This window comes from Pantoea sp. X-Soil-ISGK-285, assembly GCF_059730815.1.
The window spans coordinates 1,050,895-1,067,984 of record NZ_AP035938.1 but is presented as its reverse complement, the minus strand read 5'-3'; the positions used below and the strand labels follow the sequence as shown (position 1 = coordinate 1,067,984).

Genomic DNA, 17,090 nt, shown 5'->3' with positions numbered 1-17,090 from the left:
GATTTTGGTTATCGCTCAGCATTCAGATTGCTGGCGCGCGGCTAATTTTCACTCAAAGAACAAAGTTTCGCCACCTTTTTCCACGATTCTGCGTAATAAGATTTTTCTTAGTAAGGAACCTGTATGACGCCCGCCGTAAAATTGCTGGAAAAACAAAAAGTCAGCTTCACCCTGCATCCCTATGAGCATGACAGCAGCGAAACCCATTTTGGTGACGAAGCGGTACGTAAACTCAATCTGGATGCGCGCCATGTCTATAAGACGCTGCTGGTGGCGCTGAATGGCGAGGCGAAACAGCTGGCAGTGGCGATTACGCCGGTATCGACGCAACTGGATCTCAAGAAGGTGGCAAAAGCGCTGGGCGCGAAGAAAGCGGATATGGCCGACCCACAGCTGGCCCAGCGGGTCACTGGCTATCTGGTGGGCGGCATCAGTCCGCTGGGCCAGAAAAAACGGCTGCCTACGGTGATCGACCACTCAGCCAGCGCGTTTGACGCCATGTTTATCTCAGGCGGCAAGCGTGGACTGGATATCGAACTGGCTCCCCAGGATCTTTCACGACTGCTGGACGCTCCGTTTGCGGATATCGCCCGCCACGACTAAACCCGTGGCTGGGCGCAGAGCTGATCGATCATCCAGCGACCCGCCGGACCGGGTGGCGTACGGCGTGACCAGACCACCTCAATGGCGATATGCTGCGGCCAGCCCGGCATCGACAACTCTTTCAGAACGCCATGACCAAACTGTTTCACCAGCCAGCGCGGCAGAACCGTCCAGCCAAATCCCTGCTCCGCCATCTCCAGCAGTAACAGATAGGTCGGTGCCGACCAGATGCGCCCCATTGGCGCGGGTTCAGATGCCTCAACCCAGGTATTTAATCGCAGGTGACGAACCCCTTCCAGCTCGCTTTCGCTCAGGGTCTTAAGCTGGGCCAGCGGATGATCGCGATGTAAAAAGACCGCCATCTGTGCTTCAACCTGCAGTCGCGCCACGGCGATATCCACCGGCAGATTGGGCTGTGCCCGCACCACGCCCAGATGTACCCGCCCGGCCTGCAGCAGATCCAGCACATCACCATCCTCGGCAATCATGACCTCCAGTTCAATCTCCGGATAACGGGCATCAAATTGCCTGAGCAGATGCTCGTGATGATCCGTTTGCCAGAAGTCTGACATGGCAAAACTGAGCCGGGGTTCAACGCCCTGCGAAAGCCGTATCGCCAGCGCATCCAGCCGCTCGCTGGCCGCCAGGATCTGCTGAACCTGAGGAATAACGCGGCGTCCCTGCTCGGTGAGGACCGGCTGACGCCCTGCCCGTTCAAACAGCGCAAAGCCAAGGTCGTCTTCAAGACTGGCTACCGCCGCGCTGATGGTGGACTGACTTTTACCCAGCGCGCGCGCAGCGGCAGAGAAAGAACCGCTCGCGACAGTCTGCATAAAAGCCTCAAGGGATTCCGGGGAGTAACGCATCTGAACCATCGCTTTTTTCGATAGGTGTTCATTTTATCTTAGCATTCCGACGTGTGAAAATGCGCCGCATTATTGAAGGAGAACTCACAATGCGTACCCGCTCACTTAAAGAACGTATTCTTCATGCTGTCTGCTTTGAAACACTGGCGATTCTCACCGTTTCGCCGCTGGCGGCATGGGCAATGAATAAACCGCTGTTTCAGATGGGATCGCTGGCGATTATGCTCTCTACGGTCGCGATGCTATGGAACATGATTTACAACAGCGGATTTGATCGCCTCTATGCGCCAGGCCAGAAACGTGGCCCGGGCGTGCGTGTATTACATGCGCTGGGGTTTGAAGGTGGATTTATCCTGATTGGTCTGCCCATTGCCGCCTGGATGCTGGATATCTCTCTGGGTCAGGCTTTCCTGGTCGAAGTGGCTTTTTTCCTCTTCTTCCTGCCCTACACCATGGCCTACAACTGGGTGTGGGACAAACTGCGCGAGCGCTGGATCAGACGTCACCCCTGCCGGGCGTAAGAAAAACGGGAGGCGCAAGCGCCTCCCGGTCAGTTCAATGCGTGGCGGCTGTTTCGTTCCCCCACGGCCAGATCCACGCCAGGATCATTTTGGGATAGTTACGCTTCCGCGCTTTTTCCGCAGCTTCATCCCGCGCCCGGATCTGCTCATCGGTCAGATGCACAATCTGCCCTTTCGGCTGATAGTCGCTGGCTTTGACCGGCGAGTGCGTCTTGATCCAGTCACGCAACACCTGCGCATCGACTGCCCCGCTGTTGAGATAACCCGCATGATTATCCAGACGCGGATAACCGTCGCCGCCAGCCGCATTGAAGCTGTTGGTTGCCATGCGATAATGCTGTGCATCCTGCAGCGGTTTACCGTTAATACTGACGTCGCTGACATGTTTACCGTCTGCGGTCAGGCTGATACCGGCAAACTGGGCGTAGCCACCTGAGTCAGGCTGAATATTGGCGACCACATCCAGATATTTTTTGATCTCCGCCCCGGTCAGGCTGACCGAGACCACCTGATTGCCAAACGGCTGGACCTGCAGCAGGTCACGCCAGCTCAGCTTGCCCGATTTCAGCGAGGTGCGAATACCACCGCCGCTCATCACCGCAAAATCGGCTTTGGTGTGCGCCATCTGGGCGCGCAGAATCAGCTGGCCGAGATTCGTCTGCTCAAAGCGAACCTGCTCTTTTTCACCGCTGAAGCTGCCGTCGGCGCTGCCGACATTCACGGTTAACTTCGCCTCAGCCCGTTTCTGGAATGGCATCAGCAGTTTCATCATGGCGGTGTTTTTCGGGATCTCTTCCTGCCAGGTGAGCCAGGTTTCGCTGCCATCCGCGTTCTTTATCTGATGTTTAAGGTTGACCGGCACCAGCTGATAAGCCTCCAGCGTCACCTGCCCATTACGGAAGGTGAAGTCACCACGTCCGACATATTTGCCCCATTTATCCGCCTGCATAATCCAGATCCCGTTCTGCTGATCGGGTTTGCAGGGCTGGCCCGGCTGATAATTTTTGACGCTGACGTTCTCTTTTTCCATGCAGACCGCATCATGCGAATGACCACCCACAATCAGATCGATGGTGCCGGCAGGCAGGCTGCGCGCCAGGGTGACGTCATCAATGCCATTGCTGCCATGCTTACCGTCGTCATAATGACCAAGGTGGGTCAGCGCGACAATCACGTCCGGCTTCTCTGTGGCGCGCAGTTCGGCAACCGCCTTCTCCGCCTCCGCAATCGGATCGCGGAATTCGGTATCTGTCAGACCCGCCGGATTAGCCAGTTTCGCCGTGTCCGGGGTGATCAGCCCGACCACCGCAATTTTCAGCCCGAGACGGTTGAATACCGCCCAGGGCTTAAACAGGCGCTGACCGGTACTTTTCTGATAAACGTTAGCGGCGAGCAGCGGGAATCGTGCCCACTTCTCCTGCTTGCGCAGGACCGCGATGGGCTTGTCGAACTCATGGTTGCCCAGCGCCATGGCATCATAGCCAATCAGGTTCATCGCGCGAAAATCGGGTTCAGCGTCCAGCTCATCGGACTCCGGTACGCCCGTGTTCACATCACCGGCAGAGAGAATCAATGCGCCGCCGCCTCTGGACTGCACATCGTAGCGCATCGTATCCATTAAGGTTTTCTGCGCCGCCAGACCATATTCACCCTGCTCAGTAAACCAGAAATGACCATGCTCATCGTTGGTGTGCAGCAGGCTGAAACGATAGGTGCGATCGGCCTGGGCGGCCTGTGAAAACAGCGGCATCAGGGCCACCAGTAGTGCCACGCCCGCCCCTGTCCATTTAGATAACAACACTGTGATTCTCCTTAATTTGCCGTCTGGCCCGATTTTCTGCCGGTTTGCCCCACTGTGTCGCACATTCCCCCGGCGAACTCAAGGCCAACGCACATTCGCCTGTCTCTGTATGCCGCTCTTTTTATCTCCGGACCGCTTTTGCTGAGCATGACAATAGCCGTAAGGCCGTGCCAGCGTCAGGCTGGTTTCTTCCGGATAAGCCAGAACGGGTAGCCAGGCCTGATGTTAACCAGTTGTTTACCCCTGCAAAAGTGCCGCTGACGGGCTTTACCCTGTCTGTGCGCGCATTTAACCCTTATTTGTGTCATACCCACGGCATTTAGGGATGCTAATTTTTATTTACCCGGACCGCTTTAAACCGTCAAATCAGTCAATATTATGGATAATGAACAAAAACACCCTTTCGATTGTGCATTTGACTTTTTTTCCTGCTTTTTTAGGGTATTCCCGCAAATTGCTCAGCGAAAGAATAGATTTTGTTTTAAACTCATTTGTTACAAGCGGATACATTTGTATACAAGGAGACAGGCATGCATCACACCACACCGTTGATCACTACCATTGTCGGAGCACTGGTTCTGGCATTTCTCCTTGGGATGCTGGCAAACCGCCTGCGTATTTCGCCCCTGGTTGGCTACCTGATGGCAGGCGTGCTGGCTGGCCCTTTTACCCCCGGCTTTGTTGCCGATACCAATCTGGCTCCTGAACTGGCAGAACTCGGCGTTATCCTGCTGATGTTTGGTGTCGGCCTGCACTTCTCAATGAAAGATCTCATGTCGGTAAAGTCGATAGCCATTCCCGGTGCCATCGCACAGATCGCGGTCGCGACGTTACTGGGAATGGGCTTATCGTGGACGCTGGGATGGTCGTGGATGACCGGCCTGGTGTTTGGTCTCTGCCTCTCTACCGCCAGTACCGTGGTGTTACTGCGCGCGCTTGAAGAGCGGCAACTGATCGATAGCCAGCGCGGGCAGATTGCGATTGGCTGGCTGATTGTTGAAGATCTGGTGATGGTGCTGACACTGGTGCTGCTGCCTGCGATTGCCGGCATGATGGAACAGGGCAATGCCAGCGCCGGACTGCTGGCCTGGGACCTGCTGTGGACCATCGGCAAAGTCGCCGCCTTTATGGTGCTGATGATGGTGGTGGGACGGCGTGCCGTCCCCTGGATCCTCGCCCGCAGCGCCGCCACCGGCTCGCGTGAGCTGTTTACTCTGGCGGTATTAGCGCTGGCGCTGGGCATCGCCTTTGGTGCTGTTGAATTCTTTGATGTTTCGTTTGCGCTGGGCGCTTTCTTTGCCGGTATGGTGCTGAACGAATCGGAACTGAGCCACCGCGCCGCGCGCGATACGCTGCCGCTGCGTGATGCCTTTGCCGTGCTGTTCTTTGTCTCGGTCGGCATGCTGTTTGACCCGTCGATTCTGGTGACGCAGCCGCTGGCAGTGCTGGGCGCGCTGGTGATTATTGTGGTGGGTAAATCGGTCGCCGCCTGGCTGCTGGTGTCGCTGCTCGGCCATTCACGTCGTACGGCGTTGACCATTTCGGTCAGTCTGGCGCAGATTGGTGAATTCGCCTTTATTCTGGCCGGTCTGGGTATCTCGCTGGGCCTGCTGACTGACGAGGGCCGCAACCTGGTGCTGGCCGCCGCCATCCTGTCGATTATGCTTAATCCGATCCTGTTTACCCTGCTGGAGCGTTTCCTGGCGAAAACGGAGACGATGGAAGAGCAGACGCTGGAAGAGGCGATTGAAGAAGAGAAGCAGATCCCGGTGGATTTCTGCAATCACGCGGTAATTGTAGGTTACGGCCGGGTGGGCAGTCTGATTGGTCAGAAGCTGCTTGAGGCCAATGTTCCGCTGGTGGTGGTTGAAAACTCCCGCGCGCGTGTTGAAGCGCTGCGCGAGCGCGGCATCAAGGCGGTGCTGGGTAATGCTGCCCGCGCTGACACCATGGAACTGGCCCGACTCGACTGCGCCCGCTGGCTGTTACTGACTATTCCGAATGGCTATGAAGCGGGTGAAGTGGTCACCGCCGCGCGTGAAAAACATCAGAATATCGAGATTATCGCCCGCGCCCACTATGACGATGAAGTCGAGTACATCATGGAACGGGGTGCCACCCGTGTGGTGATGGGCGAACGTGAGATCGCCAGCAGTATGCTGCAAATCCTGCAGGATGAGATGACCCAGGGCGAAGATTTACAGCCCTGCGATGTCGTGCGCTGATTCGTGTTAAGCAAAGCCTGGCAGGCTTCTGATATATCAAAACCAGGGTAAATTTTACCGCAACGAATAAACTCAACACGCAGGGAACACGGACAGAAGAGCAAAGCGTCCCGTCGACCGGGACAAAAACGCCGGGAGCGTTTTTGAACAACGCGAAGCGTTGGCCCGGCTACGGGCGCACCTCAGGGATGAGGTGCGTACTAAAAACGCCGGGAGCGTTTTTGAACAACGCGAAGAGTTCGCCCGGCTACGGATGGCTTAGCAATTTTCCGATCTGACCGTGTTCCCTTAACAGGCTCGATCTCATCGCTAACCGAGCCAGACGTTGCCAGTCTTCTAAGGCCCTTCTCTTCAGAAGGGCTTTTTTATGCGCGGCAGCTGCCAGCTTTACCGATCCCAGTAAGACTCTTCCAGACTGTCTTCCCGCTCCGGCAGACCGCGGGTCAGACGCGGCGAATGCTGATTCAGCACCTGGTAGCTGACGCGGTTGGCATATTTACATACCTGCGCCAGCGATGAGTAGGTCAGGTAAGGACGCGCATGTTTGCTGGAGTTCGGCACATTCAGGCTGTGATAGTTGTTGGCGGTGATGTCATGCAGTAACGCCGCCAGCGCACCATCTCCGGCGCCGTTGGTGTTCATGATCTTTTCCGGTCCGCCCATATAAGGCGCGATGTGCGAGAAAATGCGCAGCGGCTGCTGGCAATCCTGCTGGCGCATCACCCGGCTGAACTCATACTGGTTGAATTCAGCAATCGCGCCAGGCAGCAGTGGATGGTTGGTTTTGCGTTTGAACTCTTCTTCGGTGTAACCCGCCATATAGAGCCCAATCGGGCCAGCAGTACACAGCACCAGATCGACCCAGTCCAGCGCCATATTGGCGGCGAGCAGCGGATCGCTTTCGCCGGTCAGCGCCAGCGCTTCCTCTTCATTCATCGCCACGATGCTGACATGCTCGCGCAGGAAATCGCGCCAGAACTGAGGATTGTCGCCAATCACATGTTTGGTGCCCAGCGTCAGCACCACCGGCACGTTGTGGCGTTTGGCATACTCAATCGCCCGCAATGTTGCCTGTGGCATCGGTTCACCTTCGGCACAGCGCACCAGATAGGAGGTCAGTACCAGCGCAGAGGCTCCGGCGATCACCTCTTCCGGTACGTTATCCGGATGCAGCTGGTTCATCTGGCCGGGGCTGATAGCAAAGGTTCGCTCGCCATGTTCGCCAATCAGCGTAAAGCAGCGTCCAATGGCGCCATCCACGCCCTGCAGATAGTTAAGATCGACCCGGCTTGAGGTGTTACAGAGATAGCGATAGGCGTAGCCGCCAATCTGGATGTTATTGCACATGACGCCCAGCAGCACGGAGCGGTCATCGGCCAGCACCGAGAAATTATGCAGCGTGTTACCGATGGTGCCACCAGCAAACTGGTGGGTGATCAGCGCTTCCTGCATCAGCTCGTTGTACAACGCTTCCGCGACGGCATTATCGATAACCAGCGAGTGCCCGGCACTCAGGCCATAACGTGCGAGAAAAGCGTCATCGACTTTGGCTTCGATATCCACCAGCGTCTGGTCGATACCCACCACCCAGCTGCCTGCATCAACATCGTGCTGGGCGGGCTGTAACAGGGGATCGCGTGCGCTGACAGGAAAGTAGTGTTTGGATTTGCGTTTGCCGGGAAATTTCATCGGGAGGTGCCGTCTGGAAAAACAGGCGGAGAATGATATCACACTCTCCGCCTGCGCTTTAACGGCGTGCGTCGACCAGTTGCACCATCATGTCGATATGCGCCTCATCGGCGTTCAGCGCAGGGATATACTCAAACTTCTCACCCCCGGCATGCATAAAGATTTCGCAGTTTTCACCACTGATCTCTTCCAGCGTCTCCAGGCAGTCTGACGAGAAGCCCGGGCTCATCACCTGAACATGTTTGATCCCTTTAGCGGGCAGGCTTTCCATGGTTTTATCGGTGTAGGGCATCAGCCACGGCTCACGACCAAAACGCGACTGGAAGGTCATCATATACTGATCATCACGCAGGCCCAGCGCTTTGACCAGGGCCGCCGTGGTATCCGCACAGCGCTGCGGGTAGTCATCGCCTTCGTTAGCAAAACGTTGCGGAATGCCGTGGAAGGATAACACCAGCAGATCGGGCTGACCGTGCCGCTCAAAGGATCGCTCCACCGTCGCTTTCAGCGCGGCGATATAGGCCGGATGTTCGGCGTAGTCGCGGATAAACTGCACATCAGGCAGCGAGCGATAATCTTTGAATACCTCGGTCAGGCCATCCCACACTGCCGCCACGGTGGAGCAGGAGAATTGCGGATAGAGCGGCAGCACAATCAGGCGGGTCACGCCCTGCGCCATTAGCTTATCAACCGCGCTTTTCAGGCTGGGATTACCGTAGCTCATGCCCACCTCGACGGGCATATCGACCCGTGCCGCCAGCGCATCGCGCTGACGCATGCTGTAAACCAGCAGCGGTGAACCGCCTTCCATCCAGACCGATGAGTAGAGCTTAGAGACGCGCGGCGAGCGAAACGGCAGAATAACGGCATTGAGAACCGGCCACCAGAGCCAGCGCGGCGCATCGACCACGCGCGGATCGCTTAAAAACTGTTTCAGATAGCGTTTAACTGCAGGTGTGGTGGGCGCGTCTGGCGTACCTAAATTAACCAATAACACGCCGGCCTTATCTTGCCTCATTTGAGTTCCTTGATAACAACGGGGATGCGTGAAAACGGGGAAATTGTAGCGGAATTAGTGGGAGGTAAAAGCGATTACTGCAAAAGGGGCCAGTAATACCGGCCCCTGTGAACTTAGCCCAGGATCTTAGCCAGCTCGGCACTGACTTCGGTCACCTTACGGGTGCCGTCGATTTTATGATAGGCAGTGTTGCCCGCTTCCGCCTCTTTGCTGTAGTAAGCAATCAGCGGCGCGGTCATCTGATGATATTCCACCAGGCGCTTACGCACGGTCTCTTCCTGATCGTCTTTACGCATGGTCAGCTCTTCGCCGGTCACATCATCTTTGCCTTCCACTTTCGGTGGATTAAAAGTGACGTGATAAACGCGGCCTGATGGCGTGTGAACGCGACGGCCCACGATACGCTCAACGATCAGTTCATCCGGTACGGCGAACTCCAGCACGTGATCAACGGTGATCCCGGCCTCTTTCATTGCATCTGCCTGAGGAATGGTGCGCGGGAAACCGTCCAGCAGGAAACCGTTTTTGCAGTCTTCCTGGGTGATACGCTCTTTGACCAGCGCAATCACCAGTTCATCGGTCACCAGTTTGCCAGCATCCATAATGGCTTTCGCCTGGTTGCCCAGCTCGCTGCCTGCTTTTACTGCTGCACGCAACATGTCGCCGGTGGAGATTTGCGGAATGCCATACTTCTCCATGATGAATTGGGCCTGAGTCCCCTTACCTGCGCCCGGAGCTCCGAGCAGAATAATACGCATTGCGTAAATCCCCTTGCGAATCGCATTGATCTATCTTAGAAGCGAAAGAACATACCATTATGACCCGCTCATCACAAGGAAGGGCGCGGATCGCGCAGGGCGACCTGAGCTGCTTTTTGGCCCTGCCCCCTACCCGCCTGGCCTGCCGGACGCTTTTTCAGATTTACCGCCTGAGCCGAGCAGGAATTGCAGTCGTCGGCTCAGATGATGGGTCATATTCACGCTTTTTTTGCCGCTGCCGCGCACGTTAGCATTCAGCAGCAGCCGCGCCTGCTGCGGCCATTTCACCACATCTTCCGCATCTGAAAGCGATGTGATCACGGAGGCCGGGACATTAAAGCTGGCAAACGGCAAACCGGGCTGATGGCAGGAGTTCAGCGGCAGCGGGTCTGACAGGGAGAGCGCATCGACGGTGGCGGCATTGTAAGGCCGCCAGTGCGGATCGTCGAAGCGGCGCAGTGCCTCATGCGTGGCGGTCAGGGTCAGCCCCTGTTCGAAAAGCCGCAGTTCGCTGCGCACCAGCGTACTGAAGTCATGGGTCCGCAACGCCACCAGCACCAGATCGCTGCAGATCTCAGCGTGGCGATCCAGTCGGGTGACAAACAGATGGGCTTCGTCGATCAGTTTCTGATGCAGCACGCTGGCAAAACTCTCGCTCGCCTCCGTCACACCCTGGTTCTGGCAATCCCGCAGCGGACGCACGCGGCCATTGGGCAATTCGACATGCGGTACCAGCATGATGCTGCCCGCGATCAGCGGAACTGCTGGCAGGATGTTGAGTTCGGTTACCGGAAAGTGCGAGGCGTAACGGTGCTGATTGCGCGCCTGCTCCTGCCGCAGAAAGAGCTGAGAAAGAAGGACCTGCGCCACATGCAGCGAGGGCGCGAAGAAGAGATCGAACTGCTCCAGCCGGTAAAAACGTGAGAGCGCCAGGCGTAACCGATGGCGCGCCTCTGCTGAAGTTTCAGAGGATAAAGAGCGGTGTGCCATGGTTGTCTCGCTTCGGGGAGTGTGCGGCGTGAACGCTGGTTAAGCGAGGCGGAATACCCTGAAAAATCACAGATATAAGGCTGAGTCAACCCGCCAGAATTTGCCCTACAGAGTAGGTCAATGCGGCTGGACTTTAAAATGATATAAATTGACAATCCCTGTTAGATTTTTGCACAGGGGAAGAGGATGAACGGACTGCCGCCACTGAGAGCGCTGCACTATTTTCACCAGGCAGCCTTACACAGCAGTTTTAGCGTGGCGGCTGAACATCTGCATGTTACGCACAGCGCCATCAGCCATCAGATTCGCCAGCTGGAGAGCTGGATGGGCAAACCACTTTTTGTCCGCAGCCATGGCCGCGTGAAACTGACCTCACACGGTGAACGTCTGCTGCTGAGCTGTCAGCAAGCGTTCAGTGAGTTGCGCAGCAGCTGCGAAAGCATTCGTACCGGGCTGCTTCAGCAGATTCGGGTCTCCTGCGCCCCCAGCTTTTTGTCGCAATGGCTGATCCCCCGTATCGCCAGCTTTTATCAACGCTATCCGGAGATTGAAGTTCACTTCCAGCCGCTGACGCAGATCTCGCAACTGCGCAGCGAACATGTGGATGTGCTGATCCTCAGTCACGGCGAGCCACCTGAATCTGACATAGACGCCACGCTGGTCAGCGAGGATGAGATTGGACCGCTCTGCGCACCTCACTTTGCTTCGCAACTGCGGGTCGGCGAGGATCTGGCCGCGATGCCCCTGCTGCATGCGGATACCCGGCTGCACGCCTGGTCAGAGTGGGCGGACAAAGCAGGGGTCAGCGGCCGCTTTAACGGCGGAAAGCATTTTGAGAGTCTGACACTGGGGATTCAGGCTGCACGAAGTGGTCTTGGCGTCCTGATGGCACCGCGTTTGCTGGTACGCAAAGAGCTGGAGGATGGCACGCTGCTTGCGCCGCTTGGCTTTGTACGCGTCGAGCGGGCCACATGGATGATGACAAAACAGAGCCGTCGGCACGATACGGAGATCAGCCTGTTTCGCGACTGGCTGCAGGATGCCGCAAAACCATAAAAAAAGCCGGTGAGGGTCACCGGCTTCAGACAGCTGACAAATTTACTGCTTTTTAACCCTGAAATCCCGCTCACAATCAGCGCTGACTGATTCAGACAGACGGCATCAGAGTCAATGCGATGGGAGCATACGCCTGGAGCAAAGCATCGCGGGCCATGGACAAAAACGCCGGGAGCGTTTTTGAACAACGCAAAGCGTTGGCCCGGCAACGGGCGCACCTCAGGGATGAGGTGCGTAATCGCCCGCGCTGAGCCCGCCAGGGATGGCGGCTTTTTGCGTCTTTGCGGAGGGCGTATGCTCCCTGAGCCAGCATCGTAGCTGCAACTTCAGGCCGGTGAAAACCACCTGCCTGTTACCATTATGCGGTCAGCAACTGGTTCATGCGGCGGATAAACTGGTTAGGATCGTCCAGCGTGCCGCGCTCGGCCAGCAAGGCCTGATCCAGCAGCAGCTCAATCCACTCACCGAAGCGTGCTTCATCCTGCGTATCCGCAACACGTTTCACCAGCGGATGATCCGGGTTGATTTCGAACAGGTACTTCACTTCCGGCACTTCCTGTCCGGCCGCGGCAAACAGCTTCGCCATCTGCGTGGTCATCTCGTTGGCGTCGGTGGTGACAATCGCCGGAGTATCGGTCAGGCGATGCGTCAGACGCACCTCTTTAACACGTTCGCCCAGCAGAGTTTTCACCCGCTCAACAAAAGGCTCCAGCGCTTTTTCCGCCTCTTTCTGCTCTTCGGTCTCTTCATCCGCGAGCTTGCTCAGCGATTCATCCGCTTTGCTGACTGACTGGAAGGTTTTACCATCGAACTCAGTGAGGTAGCTCATCATCCATTCGTCGATGCGATCGGAGAGCAGCAGCACCTCAATGCCTTTTTTGCGGAACAGTTCCAGATGCGGGCTGCTCTTCGCGGCGGCATAGCTGTCAGCGGTGATGTAGTAAATCTTCTCCTGACCTTCCACCATGCGGCTGACGTAATCTTCCAGCGAAATGGTCTGTGCCGAACCTTCGCTCTGGGTGGTGGCGAAACGCAGTAGCTTAGCGATCGTCTCCTGGTTAGCGTGATCTTCCGCCGGGCCCTCTTTCAGCACCAGACCGAACTCATTCCAGAAGGTCTGATATTTCTCGTTGTCATCTTTTGCCAGTTTTTCCAGCATCTGCAGGGTACGCTTCGTCAGCGCAGCGCGCAGACTCTGGGTCACGCGGCTATCCTGCAGGATCTCACGGGAGACGTTCAGCGGCAGATCGTTGGAGTCAATCAGGCCACGCACAAAGCGCAGATAGTTCGGCATAAACTGCTCAGCGTCATCCATGATAAAGACGCGCTGTACGTAGAGTTTCAGGCCATGTTTCTGATCGCGGTTCCACATATCGAATGGCGCACGCGCCGGAATGTAGAGCAGGCTGGTATATTCCTGCTTACCTTCCACCCGATTGTGGCTCCAGGCGACCGGATCGCTGTAATCGTGGGCGATATGCTTGTAGAACTCGTTGTACTCTTCGTCGCTGATCTCAGATTTGTTGCGGGTCCACAGCGCCTGGGCTTTGTTAATCTTCTCCCAGTGTGTCCCTTCGCCTTCTTCATCTTTGCTTTCGATCTCAACCGGCAGTGCGATGTGATCGGAATATTTGCTGATGATGTTGCGCACGCGCCATGCATCCAGGAACTCATCCTCGCCTTCGCGCAGATGCAGGGTGATCTCGGTACCGCGATCGGCTTTCTCAATTTCAGCCAGGGTATATTCGCCCTCGCCTGCGGATTCCCAGAACACGCCTTCTTCGGCTGACGCGCCCGCGGCACGGGTGCGCACCGTGACTTTATCCGCCACGATGAATGCAGAATAGAAACCGACACCGAACTGACCAATCAGCTGGCTATCTTTCGCCTGATCGGAGCCCAGGGATTCAAGGAAGGATTTGGTGCCTGATTTGGCGATAGTCCCGAGGTTCTCAATGACCTCATCGCGACGCATACCGATACCGTTGTCGCTGAGCGTAATGGTACGGTTGTCCTTATCAACAGAGAGACGAACGTGCAGCTCGCCATCACCTTCATACAGGCTGGAATCTGACAGGGCACGGAAGCGCAGTTTGTCTGCCGCATCCGAGGCGTTGGAGATCAGCTCACGCAGGAAAATTTCTTTGTTTGAATAGAGAGAATGGATCATCAGGTGCAGAAGTTGTTTTACTTCCGACTGAAAGCCACGGGTCTCTTGTCCTTTCATGGTCATTGCTACCTCAACAAAACAGGTTGAACAAACGTTGAGGTTGATGTGGGGGTGACAGGGAGATTTTCAAGCCGGTGTCTGTCACAACACCGGCAAGTGATTAAAATTTAAACTTCTGGCGGCCCGCCAGTGAATGGGACAGCGTGGTGCCATCAACCATCTCCAGCTCACCGCCCACCGGCACGCCGTGCGCGATACGGCTGGCGTCGACGCCATACTGACCACAGAGTTCTGCGATGTAGTTCGCGGTCGCCTCGCCTTCCACCGTCGGGTTGGTGGCGAGGATCACTTCCTGCAGGGTTTCACTCTCCAGTCGCTGCTCCAGACGATCCAGGCCAATATCAGCCGGACCGATGCCGTCGAGCGGCGAGAGATGGCCCATCAGCACAAAGTAGCGACCGCCAAACTGGCCGGTTTGCTCAATGGCGTGAATATCCGCCGGGCTTTCCACCACGCAGATTTGACCATTCTGCTGACGCCGTGGATTGGCGCAGATGGTGCAAATTTCCTGCTCGGTGAATGTCCGGCAATCGGCGCAGTGTCCGATCTCCGACATCGCCCGGGTCAGCGCCTGCGCCAGCCGCATGCCACCGCTGCGATCGCGCTGCAGCAGCTGGAACGCCATGCGCTGTGCCGACTTCGGCCCAACGCCGGGCAGACAGCGCAGCGACTCCATCAAAGATTCAAGCAGTGGACTGGTTTGCATCAGAACGGCATCTTAAAGCCTGGTGGCAGCTGCATGCCTGAAGAGACAGAAGCCATCTTCTCTTTCTGGGTTTCATCAATGCGACGTGCCGCATCGTTGAACGCGGCTGCAATCAGATCTTCCAGCATATCTTTGTCATCTTCCAGCAGGCTGGGATCGACTTCCACGCGACGGCAGTTGTGCGCGCCGTTAATGGTGACTTTTACCAGGCCAGCACCAGACTCACCGGTCACTTCAATCGCGGCAATCTCTTCCTGAACCTTGGCCATTTTGTCCTGCATCTGCTGGGCCTGTTTCATCAGGTTGCCCAATCCGCCTTTACCACCAAACATAGTTTTCTCTCTCAGCTGAGGCTACAACGCTATCGTTAAGATAGCAGCAGCGTGTTCAAACAGGTCGGATACTCTCCTCATCCAGATCGGCATCAAAAAAGCGCTGCAGCGTCTGGATGTGGGTATCACAGGTGATCGACTGACGCGCCTGCGCCAGTTTCTCTTCGTAAATGGCCTGACGCCATTCAAGTGGCGTCAACACCGATGAATTATCGTCTTCAACTACCGAGAGTTCAACTCTCTGCCCGGCATGCTGACTCAGCGCATCGCTTAATACCTGCTGCGCCGACGGTGAATTAAGGTGACGCTGGCTGCTACGCAAATGCAGGCAGACCCCAGTTTCGGTGGTCTCTTTCCAGGCATTTAACGCCAGCTGCTGCACCAGTTTCGGCAGCGGCAGGATCGCAATCTCTGCGGCCCAGGGATCGCGCTGCTGCGCTTCTTCGGCCAGACGCGCCGCCAGCTCAGGGGTTTTCTCATGCTCCAGCGCAGAACGCAAGGCCTTTGGCGTCGCCACCGGCTCCGCCACTTCCACCGGCTGATTAACCGCTTTCCAGCGGTACGCTTCCTCTTTTACCGGGGCGGCAGGCTCGCGATCGCGGATACGCTGCTGACTGCGCTCGGTGACCGAGGCCAGCCGCTCCAGCGCGGAGTTGGCCGGCCGCGCACCTGGCGCTGCCGGCTCACGCTTTTTTGGCTTGTTCGCTCCCTGACGCAACAACTGAGTGCGCGCCTGCAGGAGCTGACTGGTGGAACTGGAGAGTGCGGTGTCAGGTGCAACGTCAGGCGACGGCGAATGCTGCGGTGCAGCATCGGGCGCGGCCATCTGCGGCTGAGCGGCAACCTGCTGCTGCGTCTGCTCCGGCATCTGCTGTTGAGTCTGCTCCGGCATCTGCTGTTGAGTCTGCTGCGCGACGGGCGACGCGGTGTGCGGCGGCGGCGGCGTAGCGGCAGGTGACGGTGAGGCTGGCTGTGCTGCCGGTTGCCGTGCTAACGACGATGGGCCGGATACTGCCGGTGACGTCTGCGCAGGGGCGACAGGCGCCGTCTGCTGAGTTAATGCGGGACGCGCAATGGGTTCAGCTACGGCAGCTTTAGGATGAAACGCCAGTGCACGCAGCAGCGTCATCTCCACACCCATGCGACGATCGGGCGCAATAGGCAGATCCTTGCGGCCCATCAACAGGGTCTGATAATAGAGTTGCAGATCGGCGGGCGGCACAACCCGCGCCAGTTCACGCAAGCGAAGTGCGTTACTCTCATCATCGTCATTAAGCGAGGTCGGCAGCAATTGCACCATCGCAATCTGGTGCAGCAGGCGCAGCATTTCTACCAGCAGCGCTTCCCATTCCACACCCCGTGACGCGGCCTGGCTCAACAGGCTCATCACCTGCTGACCGTCACCGTCGACCAGCGCTTCCAGCAGCCCCAGCGGCTGTTCATCGTCCAGCGTGCCGAGCATGACGCTGACCGTACTGCTGGTCACCGCGCCCTGCCCCATGGCAATGGCCTGGTCGGTAAGGCTCAGCGCATCACGCATACTGCCATCGGCAGCCCGCGCCAGCAGCTGCAGCGCCCGGGTTTCACTCTCAATCTGTTCCTGCTTCAGAACATGCTCAAGCTGCTGACGGATTTGATCGACATCCAGCGCTTTGAGGTGGAACTGCAGGCAGCGCGAGAGAATAGTCACCGGCAGTTTCTGCGGATCGGTGGTCGCCAGCAGGAATTTAACGTGTGAAGGGGGCTCTTCCAGCGTCTTTAACAGCGCATTGAAGCTGTGACGCGACAGCATATGCACTTCATCGATCAGATAGACTTTGAAGCGGCCACGCGCCGGGGCGTACTGCACGTTGTCGAGCAGATCGCGGGTATCTTCAACTTTGGTACGCGATGCGGCGTCAATCTCAATCAGATCGACAAAGCGGCCCTGCTCAATTTCACGGCAGTTATCACACTGACCACAGGGGGTGGCAGTGATACCGGTTTCGCAGTTAAGGCCTTTGGCCAGCAGACGCGCAATAGTGGTTTTCCCTACTCCGCGGGTGCCGGAGAAGAGATAAGCATGATGGATGCGTCCCAGAGACAATCCATTCGCCAGCGCCGTCAGAACATGTTCCTGACCGACAACATCAGCAAAAGCCTGGGGACGCCATTTTCGCGCAAGTACCTGATAGCTCATGTGGAGTTCGACGAAGTTGGATGGAAAGATGAGCGCAGACGCTCTGCAACCCCTGTATAAGATTGCAGTAGTCTATCAGCTACGCTTTTGGCTGGCACTCGTTATCTTGACGCCGA

14 protein-coding genes and 1 other annotated feature are annotated in these 17,090 nt (G+C 56.9%); of the genes, 4 read left to right on the top strand and 10 right to left on the bottom strand.

Features of this window, described 5'->3' with window-relative positions; all coding sequences use genetic code 11:
• Positions 1-123 precede the first annotated feature (123 nt).
• Positions 124-603, top strand: a complete 480-nt coding sequence (ybaK, locus tag AC6I8B_RS04910) for a Cys-tRNA(Pro)/Cys-tRNA(Cys) deacylase YbaK (RefSeq protein WP_157351661.1) — start codon at positions 124-126, stop codon at positions 601-603.
• On the opposite strand, the gene AC6I8B_RS04905 is transcribed toward ybaK, so the two are convergent.
• Positions 600-1,469, bottom strand: coding sequence for a LysR family transcriptional regulator (locus AC6I8B_RS04905; protein ID WP_157351659.1), 870 nt, complete (start codon positions 1,467-1,469; stop codon positions 600-602). The genes ybaK and AC6I8B_RS04905 overlap by 4 nt on opposite strands.
• Positions 1,470-1,558: 89 nt before the next feature.
• Here AC6I8B_RS04905 and AC6I8B_RS04900 point away from each other — a divergent pair, with 89 nt between their 5' ends.
• The gene (locus AC6I8B_RS04900) at positions 1,559-1,990 is read left to right on the top strand and encodes a multidrug/biocide efflux PACE transporter (RefSeq protein ID WP_022626100.1); all 432 of its coding nucleotides are present in this window, start codon (positions 1,559-1,561) and stop codon (positions 1,988-1,990) included.
• 34 nt (positions 1,991-2,024) lie between these two features.
• Here AC6I8B_RS04900 and ushA read toward each other — a convergent pair whose 3' ends face one another.
• On the bottom strand, positions 2,025-3,791 hold the full coding sequence (ushA, locus tag AC6I8B_RS04895; protein ID WP_307380726.1) for a bifunctional UDP-sugar hydrolase/5'-nucleotidase UshA: 1,767 nt from the start codon (positions 3,789-3,791) through the stop codon (positions 2,025-2,027).
• A gap of 530 nt (positions 3,792-4,321) precedes the next feature.
• Here ushA and ybaL point away from each other — a divergent pair.
• Complete coding sequence (ybaL, locus tag AC6I8B_RS04890) at positions 4,322-6,016, top strand: YbaL family putative K(+) efflux transporter (RefSeq protein WP_010259074.1); 1,695 nt, start codon at positions 4,322-4,324, stop codon at positions 6,014-6,016.
• A 387-nt stretch (positions 6,017-6,403) separates the two neighbouring features.
• Here ybaL and AC6I8B_RS04885 read toward each other — a convergent pair whose 3' ends face one another.
• The 4 genes from AC6I8B_RS04885 to AC6I8B_RS04870 all read right to left on the bottom strand — a co-directional run bounded on the left by AC6I8B_RS04885 (position 6,404) and on the right by AC6I8B_RS04870 (position 10,471).
• Entirely contained in the window at positions 6,404-7,705 is a 1,302-nt protein-coding gene (locus tag AC6I8B_RS04885; protein ID WP_010255936.1) for an inosine/guanosine kinase, read from the bottom strand.
• Positions 7,706-7,763: 58 nt separating this feature from the next.
• Positions 7,764-8,723 carry a ferrochelatase gene (gene hemH / locus AC6I8B_RS04880; protein ID WP_033766646.1) on the bottom strand — a complete coding sequence of 320 codons (960 nt, stop codon included), beginning with the start codon at positions 8,721-8,723 and terminating at the stop codon, positions 7,764-7,766.
• Positions 8,724-8,836: 113 nt separating this feature from the next.
• On the bottom strand, positions 8,837-9,481 hold the full coding sequence (gene adk / locus AC6I8B_RS04875; RefSeq protein WP_010671225.1) for an adenylate kinase: 645 nt from the start codon (positions 9,479-9,481) through the stop codon (positions 8,837-8,839).
• Between the two features lie 129 nt (positions 9,482-9,610).
• Positions 9,611-10,471: a DUF6024 family protein gene (locus AC6I8B_RS04870; RefSeq protein ID WP_010255933.1), complete on the bottom strand. Its 861-nt coding sequence runs from the start codon at positions 10,469-10,471 to the stop codon at positions 9,611-9,613.
• 186 nt (positions 10,472-10,657) lie between these two features.
• Between AC6I8B_RS04870 and AC6I8B_RS04865 the strand changes: the two genes are divergently transcribed.
• Positions 10,658-11,527, top strand: coding sequence for a LysR substrate-binding domain-containing protein (locus tag AC6I8B_RS04865; protein WP_022626103.1), 870 nt, complete (start codon positions 10,658-10,660; stop codon positions 11,525-11,527).
• 358 nt (positions 11,528-11,885) lie between these two features.
• Here the strand turns inward: AC6I8B_RS04865 and htpG are convergent, their stop codons facing one another.
• The 4 genes from htpG to dnaX all read right to left on the bottom strand — a co-directional run bounded on the left by htpG (position 11,886) and on the right by dnaX (position 16,974).
• Complete coding sequence (gene htpG, locus AC6I8B_RS04860; protein ID WP_029519428.1) at positions 11,886-13,760, bottom strand: molecular chaperone HtpG; 1,875 nt, start codon at positions 13,758-13,760, stop codon at positions 11,886-11,888.
• Positions 13,761-13,857: 97 nt separating this feature from the next.
• On the bottom strand, positions 13,858-14,463 hold the full coding sequence (recR, locus tag AC6I8B_RS04855; protein WP_003850420.1) for a recombination mediator RecR: 606 nt from the start codon (positions 14,461-14,463) through the stop codon (positions 13,858-13,860).
• A complete protein-coding gene (locus AC6I8B_RS04850; protein WP_003850423.1) occupies positions 14,463-14,795 on the bottom strand; it encodes a YbaB/EbfC family nucleoid-associated protein in 333 nt (110 codons plus the stop codon). Before AC6I8B_RS04850 ends, recR begins: the two co-directional genes overlap by 1 nt.
• A gap of 55 nt (positions 14,796-14,850) precedes the next feature.
• Positions 14,851-16,974 carry a DNA polymerase III subunit gamma/tau gene (gene dnaX / locus AC6I8B_RS04845; protein WP_154209630.1) on the bottom strand — a complete coding sequence of 708 codons (2,124 nt, stop codon included), beginning with the start codon at positions 16,972-16,974 and terminating at the stop codon, positions 14,851-14,853.
• Positions 15,448-15,509 (bottom strand) — a sequence feature (DnaX frameshifting element). Its footprint overlaps the gene before it by 62 nt.
• Positions 16,975-17,090: the final 116 nt, after the last annotated feature.

Bases quoted from the DNA above. Each gene is read 5' to 3' on its own strand.
- dnaX (WP_154209630.1), bottom strand. From the start codon at position 16,974: ATGAGCTATCAGGTACTTGCGCGAAAATGGCGTCCCCAGGCTTTTGCT.
- hemH (WP_033766646.1), bottom strand. From the start codon at position 8,723: ATGAGGCAAGATAAGGCCGGCGTGTTATTGGTTAATTTAGGTACGCCA.
- ybaL (WP_010259074.1), top strand. From the start codon at position 4,322: ATGCATCACACCACACCGTTGATCACTACCATTGTCGGAGCACTGGTT.
- adk (WP_010671225.1), bottom strand. From the start codon at position 9,481: ATGCGTATTATTCTGCTCGGAGCTCCGGGCGCAGGTAAGGGGACTCAG.
- htpG (WP_029519428.1), bottom strand. From the start codon at position 13,760: ATGACCATGAAAGGACAAGAGACCCGTGGCTTTCAGTCGGAAGTAAAA.
- AC6I8B_RS04905 (WP_157351659.1), bottom strand. From the start codon at position 1,469: ATGCGTTACTCCCCGGAATCCCTTGAGGCTTTTATGCAGACTGTCGCG.
- AC6I8B_RS04900 (WP_022626100.1), top strand. From the start codon at position 1,559: ATGCGTACCCGCTCACTTAAAGAACGTATTCTTCATGCTGTCTGCTTT.
- AC6I8B_RS04850 (WP_003850423.1), bottom strand. From the start codon at position 14,795: ATGTTTGGTGGTAAAGGCGGATTGGGCAACCTGATGAAACAGGCCCAG.
- AC6I8B_RS04870 (WP_010255933.1), bottom strand. From the start codon at position 10,471: ATGGCACACCGCTCTTTATCCTCTGAAACTTCAGCAGAGGCGCGCCAT.
- AC6I8B_RS04865 (WP_022626103.1), top strand. From the start codon at position 10,658: ATGAACGGACTGCCGCCACTGAGAGCGCTGCACTATTTTCACCAGGCA.
- recR (WP_003850420.1), bottom strand. From the start codon at position 14,463: ATGCAAACCAGTCCACTGCTTGAATCTTTGATGGAGTCGCTGCGCTGT.
- AC6I8B_RS04885 (WP_010255936.1), bottom strand. From the start codon at position 7,705: ATGAAATTTCCCGGCAAACGCAAATCCAAACACTACTTTCCTGTCAGC.
- ybaK (WP_157351661.1), top strand. From the start codon at position 124: ATGACGCCCGCCGTAAAATTGCTGGAAAAACAAAAAGTCAGCTTCACC.